A 15,122-nucleotide genomic window follows, 5' to 3' on the forward strand; every position below is an offset into this window, starting at 1 on the left:
CCCCCCCCCCCCCCCCCCCCCCCCCCCCCCCCCCCCCCCCCCCCCCCCCCCCCCCCCCCCCCCCCCCCCCCCCCCCCCCCCCCCCCCCCCCCCCCCCCCCCCCCCCGAGACCGGGAAAGGGCGCCGGGTCAGTAGCGGTAGTGCTCCGGCTTGTACGGGCCTTCGACATCGACATTGATGTATTCGGCCTGGTCCTTGGTGAGCTTGGTCAGTGTGCCGCCGAGGGCTTCCACGTGGATGCGGGCGACCTTCTCGTCGAGCACCTTCGGCAGGCGGTAGACCTCGTTGTCGTACTCCTCCGGCTTGGTCCACAGTTCGATCTGCGCGATCACCTGATTGGAGAAGCTGTTGCTCATCACGAACGACGGGTGACCGGTGGCGTTGCCCAGATTGAGCAGCCGCCCCTCGGACAGCACGATGATGGACTTACCGGAATCACCGAACGTCCACAGGTCGACCTGAGGTTTGATATTCAACTTCGTCGCGCCGGAACGCTCCAGGCCCGCCATATCGATTTCGTTGTCGAAATGGCCGATATTTCCGAGAATGGCCTGGTCCTTCATCGCCCGCATATGGTCGAGGGTGATGATGTCCTTGTTGCCGGTCGAGGTGATGACAATATCGGCGTGCCCGATGGCCTGTTCCACGGTCACCACGTCGTAGCCGTCCATCAGCGCCTGCAGGGCGTTGATGGGGTCGATCTCGGTGACCTGGACCCGGGCCCCCTGGCCGGCCAGCGATTCCGCGCAACCCTTGCCGACGTCACCGTAGCCGCAGATCAGCACCTTCTTACCGCCGATGAGGACATCGGTGCCGCGGTTGATCCCGTCGATCAGCGAATGCCGGGTGCCGTATTTGTTGTCGAACTTGGATTTGGTGACCGAGTCGTTGACATTGATCGCCGGGAAGGACAGCTCACCGGCCGCGGCGAACTGGTACAGCCGCAGGACACCGGTGGTGGTCTCCTCGGTGACACCCTTGACGCTCTCGGCGATGGCGGTCCATTTGCCTTTATCGGTTTCGAACCGCTCGCGCAGCAGGTTGATGAACACCTTGTACTCCGCGGAGTGCTCCTCGTCGGCAGGCGGCACCACACCCGCCTTCTCGAACTGCGCCCCGCGCAGCACCAGCATGGTGGCGTCGCCACCGTCGTCGAGGATCATATTGGCGGGCTCGCCCGGCCAGGTGAGCATCTGTTCGGCCGCCCACCAGTACTCCTCCAGGGTTTCGCCCTTCCAGGCGAATACCGGGGTGCCCTGCGGCTCCTCGACGGTGCCGTGCGGGCCGACCACGACGGCGGCCGCCGCGTGGTCCTGGGTGGAGAAGATATTGCAGGAGGCCCACCGCACCTGAGCGCCCAGTGCGGTGAGGGTTTCGATCAGCACGGCGGTCTGCACGGTCATATGCAGCGAGCCGGAGATCCGGGCACCTTTCAGCGGCGCGACGTCGGCGTATTCGTGGCGCAGGGCCATCAGCCCCGGCATCTCGTGTTCGGCCAGCCGGATCTCCTTGCGGCCGAAATCGGCCAGCGACAGATCCGCGACCTTGTATTCGACGCCGTTGCGGCTATCGGTGCTCAACGATGTGCGAGGCAATTCGGAGGTCGTCATCAGCGTGGATCAGCCTTCTCTCGGTTACGGCGTGAGCGAGTCGGGCCCGGAGGCGGCAGCGGAGCGTCACCACGCAGGGCCCTCGCTCAGGCCCGATAAACACGGTCTCGATCGCAAGGCTAGCCGGTTCGGCGTGGATGCGGCCCGGCTGTATCGGTTGGTGCCGGTACCGGGCGCGCGGCGCGCGGCGCACCTGCGGGACTCAGCCCGCGACCATGCCGGGGCCGGGCGATACGGCGGCCGCGGCCTGTCGTTTGCGGGGTGCGAGGTTGATCCGGGTGAGGTCGCCGTCGTAGTGCGCGAGCACCCGCTTGTCCATGACCCGGCGCCACAGCGGCGGGATCATCGCGAGGACCACCATCGCCGCGTACCCGGCGGGTAGTTGCGGAGCCTCGTCGGAACTGCGCAGCGTCTGGTAGCGCCGGCCGGGATTGGCGTGGTGGTCGCTGTGCCGCTGGAGATGGAACAGGAAGATATTGGTGACGAGGCGATCGCTGTTCCAGCTGTCGCGCGCCGTGCAGCGCCGGTACCGCCCGTTGGGTCGGCGCTCCCGGAGCAACCCGTAGTGCTCGATGTAGTTGACCGTTTCCAGCAGCCCGGCGCCCAGCACCGCCTGCAGCAGGAGGTAGGGCAGGATCTGCCAGCCGAAAACGAGCATCAGCGCCCCGAAGAGCACCACTGTCATCGCCCACGCCTGCAGGATGTGGTTGCGCGGGCTCCACCAGCCGGCTCCCGTCCGGCGCAATCGGTCGCGCTCCAGCCGAAGCGCGGAGCGGAATCCGCCGGCCACACTGCGCGGCAGGAATTCCCACAGACTCTCGCCGAACCGAGCGCTGGCGGGATCCTCCGGTGTCGCGACCCGGGCGTGGTGGCCGCGGTTGTGTTCTACGAAGAAATGGCCGTATCCGGATTGCGCCAGGGCGATCTTGGCCAGCCACCGTTCCAGGCGCTCGACCCGGTGCCCGAGTTCGTGGGCGGCGTTGATGCCGATCCCGGACACCAGGCCGAGGGTGACTGCGAGACCGATCTTGTCGACGATATCGAGTTCACTGCCGGCCCACAGGTATCCGGCCAGGGCGAGACCGATCAGCTGGATCGGCAGGAAGAGATACGTGCACCAGCGGTAGTAGCGGTCGTTGGAGAGGGTTTCGTAGTCCTCGTCGCGGGGGTTGGAACCGTCGTCGCCGACCAGCAGATCGAGCAACGGGATGAGCACCAGGACCATGATCGGCCCGGTCCACCAGAACACCTCGAGGCCGGTGTGCAGCACCAGCTGGGAGGGCAGCAGCGCGGTAGCCGGAGCGATCAGACCGAGGATCCACAGATGGCGTTTGGGATCGGCCGACCCGGCCGACTTGCCAACCAATTGCACGTTTGCCCCGCTATTGAATACCGAACTTCCAGCGGCCTACATATTCGCAGACTCGGTGTCTCCATTGCGTCGTTGTTCGACCCAAACGTGGTGACCGTTACACGCCGGAACCGTACCCTGACGCCGCATCCGGCCGACGAGCAGTCACCGACACAGCCGAAATCCCGGGAAACCGCAGGTGGTGACCCTCGACGTCCGGTAACGGTCGGGCCGGATCACCCCGCGGGGGTCTCCGATACCGCCCGCCCGGCGAGTACCGCGGCCACATAGGGGCCGAAGACCTGGCCGAGTTCGGCCGGTACGTCGTGTTCCGGCCCGGGTGGCGTGGGGATATAGCTGATCGCCAGCCGGACCAGGGCGTGGGCGAAGGTTTCGGCCTGGCCGCGGGTGAAGGCCACCCAGCTGCGCTGCATGACGCCGACGAGCCGTTCGGTGGCGTGCTCGATCAGCGGGCCGGCGTCGAGGGTGATGAGTCGCAGTAGGTCGAGTTTGACCTCGCCGAGCACCAGCGATTGCACCAGCGGGTCCTGGGCGGCGTCGTGGAAATAGCTCGCGAGACCGTCACGGATGGAAGCGTCGGCGTCACCGATATTGGCGGCGAGTGCCGTCTCGACATGGTCGACGAGATCGTCGGCCAAGCGGATGGCATAGGCCTCGGCCAGACCCTGACGCGAACCGAATTCGTTGTAGAGGGTCTGCCGGCTGACCCCGGCGCCGGCCGCCACATCGGTGAGTGTGATCTTGGACCAGTCCCGCTGTCCGAGAAGGTCACGCATCGCGTCCAGGATGGCTGTGCGCAGCAACTCACGCGCAGACCCCTGGACGAAATTCCGGGATCCGGTGCTCGGCATGGCAGCGACACTGACACGAACTACCTGCTCGAGTCAAAGTTTCAAGTTCGTTCGATTTCCACCATGGCGAAATCCGTCTTGGCCGCGCCGCAATCGGGACAGCTCCATTCGTCGGGAATCTCCGACCAGCGCGTACCGGGCGCAATACCGTCATCCGGCCAGCCGAGGGCCTCGTCGTATTCGAAACCGCATTGGACGCAGCGATACAGCTTGTAGTCGGTCATGATGCGATCGGTCCTTCCACCGGCCGCGGCCGCCCGGATGGTCCGGGGGCGGACACGGCTCGAAATCGATCTTCTCCCGGACCGCACAGTCCGGACAGCACCAGCTGTCGGGTACCGCCGACCACGGCGTACCCGGCGGAAACCCCTCCCGTGGCGCACCGACCCGCTCGTCGTAGACGTAGCCGCATACCGGGCAGCGATAGGCGTTCATCCCACTGCCCCCTTCGGGGCCGCGCGGCGCCCGGCGGGCAGCCGCCCGCGGACTTCCGGCCGGTGGTTGACGCGGGTGATGTCACCGCCGTAGAGGGCGAGGACACGTTGGTCCATCACTCGCCGCCACAGCGGCGGAAAATACGCCAGCACGATCATGCCCGCGTACCCGGCGGGCAGTTCCGGGGCCTGCTCCCATTTGCGCAGGGCCTGGTAGCGGCGGGTCGGAAAGGTGTGGTGATCGCTGTGCCGCTGGAGGTGGTAGAGGAAGATATTCGTCACCAGATGGTCGCTGTTCCAGCTGTGCACCGGCGCGGGACGTTCGTATCGGCCCGAGGGGGTGCGCTGCCGGGCCAGCCCGTAGTGCTCCAGATAGTTCACCGCCTCCAGCAGACCCACGCCCATCAGTGCCTGCAGGAGCAGAAAGGGCAGCAGTCCGGGACCGAATGCGGCGGTGAGCGCGGCGAACAACATCACGGTCAGCGACCAGGCGGTGAGCACGTCGTTGTGCCGGCCCCACAGACGCGCCCCCGTTCGCCGCAACCGAGTGCGCTCCAGACCCCAGGCCGAGCGCACACTGCCGAGCACCGAGCGCGGGAGAAAGGCCCAGAAACTCTCGCCGAACCGGGCGCTGGCCGGATCTTCGGGGGTGGCGACGCGGACATGGTGGCCGCGGTTGTGTTCTATGTAGAAGTGACCGTAGGCGGTCTGCGCCAGGGCGATCCTGGACAACCGCCGTTCCATCCCGACCTTCTTGTGCCCCAGTTCGTGCGCGGTATTGATCCCGATCCCGCCGACCACGCCGACGGTGAGCGCCAATCCGATCTTGTCGACCGGCATCAACCCGTCCGCGAGCCCGGGAACCGCCAGCCGGTCGGCGGTGACCAGGAAACAGAACATCACCAGCGTCGCGTACTGGAACGGCAGGTAGAGGTAGGTCAGGTAGCGGTAGTACTTGTCGTTCTCCAGCGCCGTCAGCACCTCGTCGGGCGGGCTGGACCCGTCCTGGCCGCACACCCGGTCCGCGAGCGGTATCACCAGGTACAGCAGCAGCGGGCCGAGCCAGAACAGGACATGGACCGGAGCCTGCCAGCCCAACGAGCCGAATATCCACGTCAGTGGGAGCCCGATGGTGAACAGTCCGGTGGGCGCGAACAGCCCCCAGAGCCACAGATAACGCTTGCGGTCACGCCAGGTTCGCGACGTGTTCGGGGTTCTGGATTCAGTGGTCACCGCCGCCTCGCTTCCTCCCGCCAACTGCTGTGACGCACGTAATATGCGCTACCGACGGTAGGCGCGCGGATGCCCCTGAGTGGATAGGGTTTACGGTTTCGGTAACCAGGCGATTTACGTTGACGCAGTTGTTATTCGGCGCGACCCGCCCCGGCGGAAGTGGGAACGACCGCCTGTTCGCCGCCGGTATCCACTCGCGTGGCCGTAACCAGGCCCGCCCACGGGGCTCGACACCCGGTCGGCGGGCGGCGGTCCGAGAACACACCGTGACAATCCCGGCGTGCCGCACGTGTTCGTGGCCCCGCACTCCTGCGGGGTTTCCGGATGGCAGCCGGCAGAGTGGTCGCGGGAGTGCGTGCTGCGGGTCTCGACCACGGCGCCCGCCGCGCAGGGAAACGCCGTCACGGCGTAACCGCCGACGAGCCGTGGGTCACCCCTGCACGGGGTAAGCCGTGGCCGAAGATTCCGCTTCTCCTGCCAAGAGAACAGTCGCCCGGTGCGTTTACCGGTCCGGCACGCCCACGTTCTCGGAGAAGAGCCCTGCGGGTCACGACGCGACCGACCGGATGGCTGCAATCAGGGCAAGAGCACGACGTCGGCATCCGGCGGCAGGGCATCCACCGGCCACCACCGCAGATCGGTGGATTCGGCACTGCGCACCGGCACCGCTCCCGGCGGGGCGGTGACCCGGAACAGCAGATCCAGATGCCGTGTCGGCACACCGAGGGAGCAGGTGATCGGATGCGCTTGGGCAGCATAGAGTTCCGGCTCGAGATACAACCCTTCGATACCGGATTCCTCGGTGGCCTCGCGGAGTGCGGCCGCCGCTACCGTCTCGTCGCCTTCCTCGCAGTGACCGCCGAGCTGGATCCAGCGCCCGACCCGCGGGTGCAGAGTCAGCAGGACCTCCCGGCCGTCGTGCGAGAAAACCACCGCCGACGCGGTGATATGCCCGGGCGCGTGTTCGCGCAGGCATCCGCGGGGCGCCGACCCGAGAAACGCCAGCATCGCCTCGCGCAGCGAGGCCTCGGGACCGCTGCCCGGTTTCCACCCGGTCAGTAGCTCGGTGGCCGAGGCGTGCAGTGATTCGGCGCTCACCGTTCCACCAGTCCCGCCGCCGGGTCCCGCGGGGGCCGAGGCGTCAACTCCTCGGTGGGATGACCGACGGCTATGGCGCCCAAGGGATTCCAGTCGTCGTCCAGGTCCAGAACCGCACGGGTGACCTCCGGTGCGAAGATGGTCGAACCGATCCAGCAGCTACCCAGCCCCTCGGCGGCCAGCGCAACCAGCAATCCCTGCACCGCGGCGCCCACCGCGACGGTGAACATGGTCTGTTCGGCGGTGCGGCGGCGCTCGTCCGGATAGTCGTGGGCGCCGTCGGGCACGCAGAACGGGATGATCACCTCCGGGGCGTCGAAAAGTATGCGCCCGCGGTTCACCCGGCGCTCCACTCGCTCGGCGTCCAGGCCATCGGCCAGGAGATCGGCCCGCCACTTCTCTGCCATGGCAGTGAGCAGCCGCTCGCGCCGGGCCCGGTCGCGCAACCAGACGAACCGCACCGGACGGGTGTGATGCGGCGCGGGGGCCGTCAACGCGACCGCGGTCGCCGCCCTGATCCGTTCCGGATCCACCGGGTCGGCGGTGAAACTGCGCACCGAACGCCGCAGCAGCACCGCTTCTTCCCGGCCGCGCTGCAGGGCTTCGGCCGTACCGAGCCAGAACAGATCGTCGGTCCCCGCACGAATGAGGTCGGTCGCGGTGGAACCGTCGTCGGTGAGTGTCAGACCGCGCACCACCGCCACCGGGACCGCACCCAGTTTGCCTTTCACCAGATCGGCGGCAGCGGCGAGTTCATCGGCAATCGCGACCTGGGTGACCTGCAGTTCGTTTCCCTGCCCGTCGACCGTGCCCGAATAGTCGTGCAAGACCCGCAATCCCGCCGAGCCGATCGCGACATCGGTCTGACCGTTGCGCCAGGCGCGACCCATCGTGTCGGTGACCACCACCGCCACGTTCACACCGAGCCGGGTGGCCAATGCCGAACGCAGTCCTTTCGCACTGCCGTCGGGGTCGGCGGGAAGCAGAACGAGCTCGCCGCGTTCGACATTGGACCCGTCCACTCCAGCGGCGGCCTGCACGATCCCGAGCCGGTTCTCGGTGATCGAGGTACGGCCGCGGCGGGCCACGATCCGCACCGATTCCTGCTCCACCAGCCGCCGCCGTGCCGCATCGCGCTCCTCCGGATCGGTTGGCGCGGCGACGATCCGCCCTTCCGCCTTGGCGACGATCTTGCTGGTGACCACCAGAATATCGCCGTCGGCCAGCCACGGAGCGCAGGTGGCGATATGTTCGGCGAGATCGTCACCGGGGCGGAATTCCGGTAATCCGGTGATCGGGAGAATTCGTAATTCCGCAGCCGCATGATCGGCAATTACCCCGGCGAACGACTCCGCATCCGTCACGGTTTCACTCCTGCCAGATCGAGGGCCGCACGTACCATTTCGGCGGTGGCCGGCGGGTCGGTCATCAACAGCGGGACACTACGCACCTGCACCCCGGGGACGTCGGCGGTATCGGTGGTGTGGATCAGCCAGCCATCGAGAATGCCGGTGGCCGAACGAGATCCGTAGTGCCGGCCGACCGCCTCCGCGGAGGTCTCCACACCGATCACCGACAGGCATTCGTCGGCCATACCGCGCAGCGGCTTCCCATCGATCACCGGCGATACGCCGATCACCGGAGCCGCGGTGGTCCGCAAGGCGCCCCGAATTCCGGGCACCGAGAGGATGGAACCCACGCTCACAACAGGGTTCGAGGGAGCCAGTAATACGATATCTGCATCGGCTATGAGTTCGATCACATTCGGTGCCGGCTTGGCTTCATCGGCCCCGATTGTGGCGAATCCGTGAGTTGGAACGTCGGCGCGGTACCGAACCCACCACTCCTGAAAATGGATCGCGCGGCGTTCGCTGGGGCTCTCCGGGTCGCTGATAACAACATGCGTTTCGCAGCGATCGTCGGTTGCCGGGATCAGTTCGACGCCCGGTTGCCACCGATTGCACAGCGCCTCGGTAACCGCCGAGAGTGGATAGCCCGCGCGTAACATTTCGGTGCGAACCAGATGTGTGGCGATATCCCGATCCCCCAGCCCGAACCAGTCCGGCTGGGCATGGTATTTCGCCAACTCTTCCTTCGCGTGCCAGGTTTCCCCCAGCCGGCCCCAGCCGCGCTCGGGGTCTATTCCGCCGCCGAGGGTATACATGCAGGTATCGAGGTCGGGGCAGATTCTCAACCCGTGCATCCAGACGTCATCGCCCACATTGACGATGGCCGAAACCTTCGCTTCGGGCAGCAGCTCCCGTACGCCCAACAGGAACCGCGCGCCACCGACTCCGCCGACCAGGACGACGATACGGGGACCATTGGCGGGCCCGATGTCCGCTTGTTGTGAAGTCACATCTGTACACCCTATGCGGCGCGGGAAATAGTGCGTCTTCCGCTATATTTGCCGCTCATTTGCTATTCGGGTCACAAGATCGACTCGGAATGCCGCGCGGGATAGTAACGGAATAGTGACGGTGGCTTGACCATCACACCCGGCGGCGTGTCTAATCACAGACATGTCATTCCGGACGGTGCTGGAAGTTCAAGGCACGAACGGAAACTCGAACAGATGTTCGAATTGGAATGACGGGCTCGGGGAAGTCCGCGAGACAACATCGCGGAGTTAGGCCGTCGATATGCGTGTGGATCGACGGAAAGAAATCATTCTGCGCTAACACACAGTGAGGAGGCGGAGCGATGGCCGAAGAACTGGCCCCGGCCGGCATTCCGGTGGGTGTATCGCGAACCGATTCCACAGCAGGCGCAGCACGAGGCGTCGCTGCTGACAACGGCTGGACCGATCGCGATCGGAGTGAGCGAGAATCGACGCCCCGGCTCAGCCTTATCGTGACCGGTTTCGACGAGATGTTCGACTCCATCGAGGAACAGTGGCAGGAACGCGCATTGTGCGCGGAAACCGATCCGGAGGCGTTCTTCCCGGAGAAGGGCGGATCCACACGCGAAGCCAAACGCATCTGCATGGGATGCGAGGTTCGCGACGAATGTCTGGAATACGCACTCGCACACGATGAACGATTCGGAATCTGGGGCGGCCTGTCGGAGCGGGAGCGCCGGCGCCTCAAGCGCGGTATCGGCTGACGACACCGCTCGCGTCGGTGCGCCCCGGAGCAGGTAGCCGGGGCGGGCCGTCGCGGTCGGCGATCGGTGTGACTAACGTTCGAGTCATGGCACGATCCCGCAATCGCAGACCCCCGACCGCCCGGTCGGTCAGCCGCCGCGGGCGCGGCGTGCGCGGACCCATGCTTCCCCCCACCGTCCCGGCCTGGCGCACCCGCGGCCAGAAATTCGATCGGCTCGTACTCGAGGCGTTCGCGCCGCTGGATACCCGTTGGCACGATCGCCTCACCAAGCTGGATATCGCCGTCGACGATGTCCCGAAAATTCGTCCACTGCACCCTGATTCGGTCACCTGGCCGGACGAGGTGGTCGCCGACGGCCCGGTCCCGCTGTCACGGCTCATCCCCGCCGGGGTGGACCGGCACGGCACTCCCATCCGCGCGCGCGTCGTACTGTTCCGCAAACCTCTCGAACTACGCGCGGGCGACCCGGACGATCTGGTCGACCTGCTGCGTGAAGTACTGGTCCAGCAGATCGCGACCTACCTCGGCGTCGACCCGGACATAATCGACCCGGAACCGGAATAAGGACACAAATCACACCCCGACGCGCCGTGCACAACCGGATCCGTGAGCGTGTCTGCCCCACCTGGCCCCGTGTCGCGGGTTACTCTCATCGACGTGATCTCCATGCGTCGTTGCTGCCGACCCGGCTGCAAGAATCCGGCCGTCGCGACGCTCACCTATGTTTACTCGGACTCCACCGCGGTGGTGGGTCCGCTGGCGACGGTAGCCGAACCCCATTCCTGGGACCTCTGCGGAACACATGCCTCCCGGATCACCGCCCCCAAGGGCTGGGATATGGTCCGGCACGAAGGCGGTTTCACCACAAGTCCCGACGACGACGACCTCACGGCGCTGGCCGAGGCCGTCCGCGAAGCGGGCCTACGCCGCCGCCCGCCCGAACCGGAGCAGCGCGGTTACCGCGAGCACACGCCTCCCCCGCGTCCCACCCGTACGGGGCGCCGCGGACATCTCCGGGTCCTTCCCGATCCACCGAGCTGATATCCGGCGCACCGGATTCCCACCGTGCCCGAACCGGACGGGTCCGACTGCGCCCATTCGACCGACGGATCTGCTCTGCCACACCGAACGCCTTGCTGCTTCGGACCTACACCCTCCGGTGCCACCCTGCGGGGCGCCGAGTCCAGCGGGTACCCGGCACAGCGAACTACCGGGTCGGCCCGCCGGGCGAGTCTCACCTCGGTCGCCCGCCCCAGGTTCTCGACCCGATCAGTGGCCGCGCCGCTGATCGGCGAGGTTCCGACAGGTTTCGGCCCTTTCCTTTGTTCAGCTCGCGAGAGGATTCAGCGCAGTTGCGAGTACCGCGGGCCGAACGCGGAAACCGATGCGGCCGAAAACCTCGGGGAGCCGGAGGCGAAGCCATGTATACAGCGCCGATAATGCACCTACTAGGGTGGTCCCCATGACAGTCGCCCGCCCTGCCGAGTCCGTGAACGCGGTGATCAAGGCCTACGACATCCGCGGCGTCGTCGGGGAACAACTCGATGCCGATTTCGTCCGGGACACCGGCTCCGCGTTCGCTCGGCTCATGCGGGCCGAAAACGCGCGGCGCATCGTGATCGGTCACGATATGCGCGCCTCGTCGCCGGAGCTGGTGGATGCATTCGCCGCGGGCGTCCTGGCCCAGGGGCTGGATGTGGTGCGGATCGGCCTGGCGTCCACCGACCAGCTGTACTTCGCCTCGGGCAAACTCGACTGCCCGGGCGCCATGTTCACCGCCAGCCACAACCCGGCCCGCTACAACGGCATCAAATTGTGCCGGGCACGGGCGTTGCCGGTCGGCCAGGACACCGGTCTCGCCACCATCGCCGAGGAACTCGTCAAAGGTGTGCCGGGTTACGACGGCGCACCGGGTAGCACCACGGAAACCGACCTGCTCGGGGATTACGCGGTGTTCCTGCGCGACCTCGTGGAGCTGGACGGCATCCGGCCGCTGACCGTCGCGGTGGACGCGGGTAACGGGATGGGCGGACATACCGTTCCCGCCGTACTCGGCGCCCTTCCTCAGGTGACGATCGTGCCGCTGTACTTCGAACTGGACGGGTCGTTCCCCAACCACGAGGCCAACCCGCTGGACCCGGCGAACCTGGTGGACCTGCAGAAACTGGTCCGGGAATCAGGGGCCGACATCGGGCTGGCGTTCGACGGTGACGCCGACCGCTGTTTCGTCGTCGACGAGCAGGGTGATCCGGTCTCGCCCTCGGCGATCACCGCGCTGGTCGCCGAGCGGGAACTCGCCAAGGAGCCCGGTGCCACGATCATCCACAATCTGATCACCTCGCGGTCGGTACCGGATCTGGTGACCGAACTGGGCGGCACTCCGGTGCGGTCGCGGGTGGGTCATTCGTTCATCAAACAACTCATGGCGAATACCGGGGCGGTTTTCGGCGGGGAGCATTCCGCGCACTACTACTTCCGCGATTTCTGGGGAGCGGATTCCGGCATGCTGGCCGCATTGCACGTGCTGGCCGCGCTCGGTGAGGACAAACGGCCCGTTTCGGAACTGATGGCGTCGTACACGGGGTATGCCGCCTCGGGCGAGATCAATTCGACCGTCGACGACGCGGCCGAACGCACCGGCGCGGTGCTCGACGCCTTCGCCGGGCGGGCGGTGGCGGTCGACCGCCTCGACGGGGTGACGGTGCAACTTCCCGAGGACGCCTGGTTCAACCTGCGCGCCTCCAATACCGAACCGCTACTGCGGCTCAACGTCGAAGCGCGCTGTCCGGAGGAAGTAGACGCACTCGTGACCGAGATTCTGCGCATCGTCCGCGCCTGACTGGAATAGTGGAAATACACACCGTGGATTCGCCCGTTCCAGGCCCGGTGTCCACGACCCGGGCGGTGGCGGCGGCCGAGACCGAAAACAGCGCGATGAGGGGAGGTGCCACGCCCGATGATCGCTGATACGCCGGTACTCGATCTGGACGATGCCGCAATGCTCGAGGCCGCCGATACCGGCGGCGCCCTCCGTTCCGCCGCATCCGGTGGCGCCCAGGTACGGGCCACCGCAGCGGCCGTGGCCGAGAACGCGCTCGCGGGCCTGGCCGGCCTGCAGCCACGCAGCCTGCTGCTGGTTTCCGGCGCCGGCCGGGCGGGCCGGGCGGCGGCACTGCTGGTGGCCGCGCTCGGCGACCGGGCCGGTTTGCCGCTGGTTCCGGTGAGCACCGTGCCCTCCTGGGCCGGTCCGCTGGATGTAGTGCTCGTCAGCGGTGACGATGCCGGGGACCCCCGGCTGATCGATGCGGTGGACCGGGCGGTGCGCCGCGGCGCCGAGGTGGTCGTGGCGGCACCGAACGAAGGCCCGCTGCGGGCCGCGGCGGCCGGACGTGCCACCGTGCTGGAACCGCGGGTGCCGGTGCTCGACGCCAACCGGCTGCTGCGCTACCTCGCCACCGGGATCGCGGTTCTGCGGACGATCGTCCCCGCCCGGTCGGCAGGCGAACTGCCCGATCTCGCCGATCTCGCCGATGTACTCGATACCGAAGCGCTGCGCGACGGGCCCCAGCACGAGGTGTTCCACAACCCCGCCAAGAACCTGGCCGCCCGCACGCAGCAACGCGGGCTGATCCTGGCCGGCGACAGCCCCGCGACCACCGAACTCGCGGTGCACGCCGCGGAGGTACTGCTGCAGTCCGCGGGCCGGACCGCGACCGCCGTGGACCTGTCGGTCGCCGTGGCCGCGCTGCCCCAACTGGTGGATGCGGCCACCGCCGCCGCACCCGACTACGACCCGCTGTTCCACGATGAGCAGCTCGACGGCCCGCCGCCGGTCGAGAAGAAGCGGGTCTTCCTGTGCAGCACCGATACCGATACCCCGGCCGCACGGCGCAAACTCGCGCTCTTCGGGGGCGCCGGCGGCGGAACCGTCGACGCCGACCTGGTCACGGCCGATATCGAGACGGTCCCGGCGGACCCCTCCCGTGCCGAATCGGGCGAACCGGCCCCGGAACCGCCCGCCCACGCCGGCGGGGAGCTGGAACGCCTTGCGGTACTGGCGCTGCGCTGGGAGATGACGGCTGCCTACCTGCGGCTCATCGGCGGCCGGGCGGTCGCGACCGGCGATCCGGACCGGTACGACGGGGGACACTACTAGTGCACGAACTCGTAGGTGCGCTGCGCTCGTACGCCTGGGGTTCACGCACCGCGCTCGCCGAACTCTGCGGCCGCCCTGTCCCTTCCGCGCATCCGGAAGCCGAGCTGTGGTTCGGCGCCCATCCCGCCGACCCCGCCTATATCCGTACCGAACGAGGTAAACGCTCGCTGCTCGAGGTGGTCTCGGCCGAACCCGGCCGCGAACTCGGCGCCGCCGCGACCCGTTTCGACGGCCGGCTGCCGTTTCTGCTGAAAATCCTGGCCGCCGAGGAACCGCTGTCGCTGCAGGCACATCCGAGCGCGCAGCAGGCGGCAGCCGGTTTCGCCCGGGAGAACCGCACCGGGGTGCCGCTGGATTCGCCCATGCGCAACTATCGCGACGACAGCCACAAGCCCGAACTCGTCGTCGCATTGGAACGTTTCGAGGCACTGGCCGGTTTCCGGGATCCACTGCGCACGGTGCAACTGTTCCGCGCGCTGGACGTTCCCGAGCTCGGGCAATATGCCGATCTACTCGCCGCACAACCCGATTCCGACGGCCTGCGCACCCTGTTCACCAGCTGGATCACCCTGCCGAACACGGTGCTGGACACACTCCTGCCGGCCGTCCTGGACGGTTGCGTGCGCTATCTGTCCAGCCCGGAACGCGAATTCGCGCCGGTCGCCCAGACCACCCTCGAACTCGCCGAAAGCTATCCGGGTGACGCCGGCGTGCTGGCCTCGCTGCTGCTGAACCGGATCACCCTGCAACCCGGGCAGGGCTTGTTCCTCGCCGCCGGCAACCTGCACGCCTACCTGCGCGGCGTCGCGGTCGAGATCATGGCGAACTCGGACAATGTCCTACGCGGTGGGCTCACCCCGAAACACGTCGATGTACCGGAACTGCTGAAAGTCCTGGATTTCGAACCCATCGACCTGCCGCTGGTCCTGCCCGAACCGGCCGGTGACGGTTCGGTGCGCTACCGCACGCCCGCCCCCGAATTCGCATTGCGCCGTTTCGATATCACCGAAGGGTCGGCGCTGGTTCCGCTCACCCATGCCGGTCCCGGCATCGTCCTGTGTACCGCCGGTTCGGCCCACCTGCTCGACGGTGTTTCGGAGGTCCGGCTCGACCGCGGGACCGCCGCGTGGATCTCGGCCACCGACACCGATATCCGCGCCCGCGCGGCCGACGGCCCGGTCACCCTTTTCTGCGCCTGCGTGGGATGAGCCGGGGATCCACCGCGGCCCAGCGGTATACGCTTCGGCCGAATATCGGTCGG

The 15,122-nt window shown here is 67.3% G+C and carries 14 protein-coding genes and 1 pseudogene; 6 read left to right on the forward strand and 9 right to left on the reverse strand.

Annotated features, from left to right (window positions below; translation table 11 throughout):
• Positions 1-128 precede the first annotated feature (128 nt).
• The 9 genes and pseudogenes from ahcY to cofD form a co-directional block, all read right to left on the reverse strand.
• Positions 129-1,610 carry an adenosylhomocysteinase gene (gene ahcY / locus QH195_RS30115; RefSeq protein ID WP_280437866.1) on the reverse strand — a complete coding sequence of 494 codons (1,482 nt, stop codon included), beginning with the start codon at positions 1,608-1,610 and terminating at the stop codon, positions 129-131.
• A gap of 202 nt (positions 1,611-1,812) precedes the next feature.
• Positions 1,813-2,982, reverse strand: a complete 1,170-nt coding sequence (locus QH195_RS30120; protein WP_280424367.1) for an alkane 1-monooxygenase — start codon at positions 2,980-2,982, stop codon at positions 1,813-1,815.
• A gap of 215 nt (positions 2,983-3,197) precedes the next feature.
• Entirely contained in the window at positions 3,198-3,833 is a 636-nt protein-coding gene (locus QH195_RS30125; protein ID WP_280424366.1) for a TetR/AcrR family transcriptional regulator, read from the reverse strand.
• Positions 3,834-3,874: 41 nt separating this feature from the next.
• On the reverse strand, positions 3,875-4,057 hold the full coding sequence (locus tag QH195_RS30130; RefSeq protein ID WP_280437867.1) for a rubredoxin: 183 nt from the start codon (positions 4,055-4,057) through the stop codon (positions 3,875-3,877).
• Positions 4,058-4,106: 49 nt separating this feature from the next.
• A pseudogene (locus QH195_RS30135) lies at positions 4,107-4,268 on the reverse strand (rubredoxin); the annotation flags it as partial.
• A complete protein-coding gene (locus tag QH195_RS30140) occupies positions 4,265-5,500 on the reverse strand; it encodes an alkane 1-monooxygenase (RefSeq protein ID WP_280437868.1) in 1,236 nt (411 codons plus the stop codon). The pseudogene QH195_RS30135 and the gene QH195_RS30140, both read right to left, overlap by 4 nt.
• Positions 5,501-6,076: 576 nt before the next feature.
• Positions 6,077-6,598, reverse strand: coding sequence for an NUDIX hydrolase (locus tag QH195_RS30145; RefSeq protein WP_280437869.1), 522 nt, complete (start codon positions 6,596-6,598; stop codon positions 6,077-6,079).
• Complete coding sequence (locus QH195_RS30150) at positions 6,595-7,962, reverse strand: coenzyme F420-0:L-glutamate ligase (protein WP_280437870.1); 1,368 nt, start codon at positions 7,960-7,962, stop codon at positions 6,595-6,597. The genes QH195_RS30145 and QH195_RS30150 overlap by 4 nt, the downstream gene beginning before the upstream one ends.
• The gene (cofD, locus tag QH195_RS30155) at positions 7,959-8,957 is read right to left on the reverse strand and encodes a 2-phospho-L-lactate transferase (RefSeq protein ID WP_280437871.1); all 999 of its coding nucleotides are present in this window, start codon (positions 8,955-8,957) and stop codon (positions 7,959-7,961) included. The genes QH195_RS30150 and cofD overlap by 4 nt, the downstream gene beginning before the upstream one ends.
• A gap of 512 nt (positions 8,958-9,469) precedes the next feature.
• Between cofD and QH195_RS30160 the strand changes: the two genes are divergently transcribed.
• The 6 genes from QH195_RS30160 to manA all read left to right on the forward strand — a co-directional run bounded on the left by QH195_RS30160 (position 9,470) and on the right by manA (position 15,069).
• Positions 9,470-9,703 (forward strand): WhiB family transcriptional regulator, encoded by a 234-nt coding sequence (locus tag QH195_RS30160; RefSeq protein ID WP_033243613.1) that lies wholly within the window; start codon positions 9,470-9,472, stop codon positions 9,701-9,703.
• Positions 9,704-9,789: 86 nt separating this feature from the next.
• Positions 9,790-10,269: a metallopeptidase family protein gene (locus tag QH195_RS30165; protein WP_280437872.1), complete on the forward strand. Its 480-nt coding sequence runs from the start codon at positions 9,790-9,792 to the stop codon at positions 10,267-10,269.
• 102 nt (positions 10,270-10,371) lie between these two features.
• On the forward strand, positions 10,372-10,746 hold the full coding sequence (locus QH195_RS30170) for a DUF3499 domain-containing protein (RefSeq protein ID WP_432278404.1): 375 nt from the start codon (positions 10,372-10,374) through the stop codon (positions 10,744-10,746).
• 421 nt (positions 10,747-11,167) lie between these two features.
• Positions 11,168-12,544 (forward strand): phosphomannomutase/phosphoglucomutase, encoded by a 1,377-nt coding sequence (locus tag QH195_RS30175; protein WP_280437873.1) that lies wholly within the window; start codon positions 11,168-11,170, stop codon positions 12,542-12,544.
• Positions 12,545-12,661: 117 nt separating this feature from the next.
• Positions 12,662-13,861 carry a tobH protein gene (locus QH195_RS30180; protein ID WP_280424357.1) on the forward strand — a complete coding sequence of 400 codons (1,200 nt, stop codon included), beginning with the start codon at positions 12,662-12,664 and terminating at the stop codon, positions 13,859-13,861.
• Positions 13,861-15,069, forward strand: a complete 1,209-nt coding sequence (manA, locus tag QH195_RS30185) for a mannose-6-phosphate isomerase, class I (protein WP_280437874.1) — start codon at positions 13,861-13,863, stop codon at positions 15,067-15,069. Before QH195_RS30180 ends, manA begins: the two co-directional genes overlap by 1 nt.
• The last annotated feature ends 53 nt before the right edge of the window (positions 15,070-15,122 follow it).

It is taken from the genome of Nocardia carnea (assembly GCF_029868855.1).
In the GTDB taxonomy this organism is placed as follows: domain Bacteria; phylum Actinomycetota; class Actinomycetes; order Mycobacteriales; family Mycobacteriaceae; genus Nocardia; species Nocardia carnea_A.

Excerpts from the sequence above, each read along its gene's own strand:
- ahcY (WP_280437866.1), bottom strand. The coding sequence starts at position 1,610 with ATGACGACCTCCGAATTGCCTCGCACATCGTTGAGCACCGATAGCCGC.
- QH195_RS30125 (WP_280424366.1), bottom strand. The coding sequence starts at position 3,833 with ATGCCGAGCACCGGATCCCGGAATTTCGTCCAGGGGTCTGCGCGTGAG.
- QH195_RS30130 (WP_280437867.1), bottom strand. The coding sequence starts at position 4,057 with ATGACCGACTACAAGCTGTATCGCTGCGTCCAATGCGGTTTCGAATAC.
- QH195_RS30160 (WP_033243613.1), top strand. The coding sequence starts at position 9,470 with ATGTTCGACTCCATCGAGGAACAGTGGCAGGAACGCGCATTGTGCGCG.
- QH195_RS30165 (WP_280437872.1), top strand. The coding sequence starts at position 9,790 with ATGGCACGATCCCGCAATCGCAGACCCCCGACCGCCCGGTCGGTCAGC.
- QH195_RS30170 (WP_432278404.1), top strand. The coding sequence starts at position 10,372 with ATGCGTCGTTGCTGCCGACCCGGCTGCAAGAATCCGGCCGTCGCGACG.
- QH195_RS30175 (WP_280437873.1), top strand. The coding sequence starts at position 11,168 with ATGACAGTCGCCCGCCCTGCCGAGTCCGTGAACGCGGTGATCAAGGCC.
- QH195_RS30180 (WP_280424357.1), top strand. The coding sequence starts at position 12,662 with ATGATCGCTGATACGCCGGTACTCGATCTGGACGATGCCGCAATGCTC.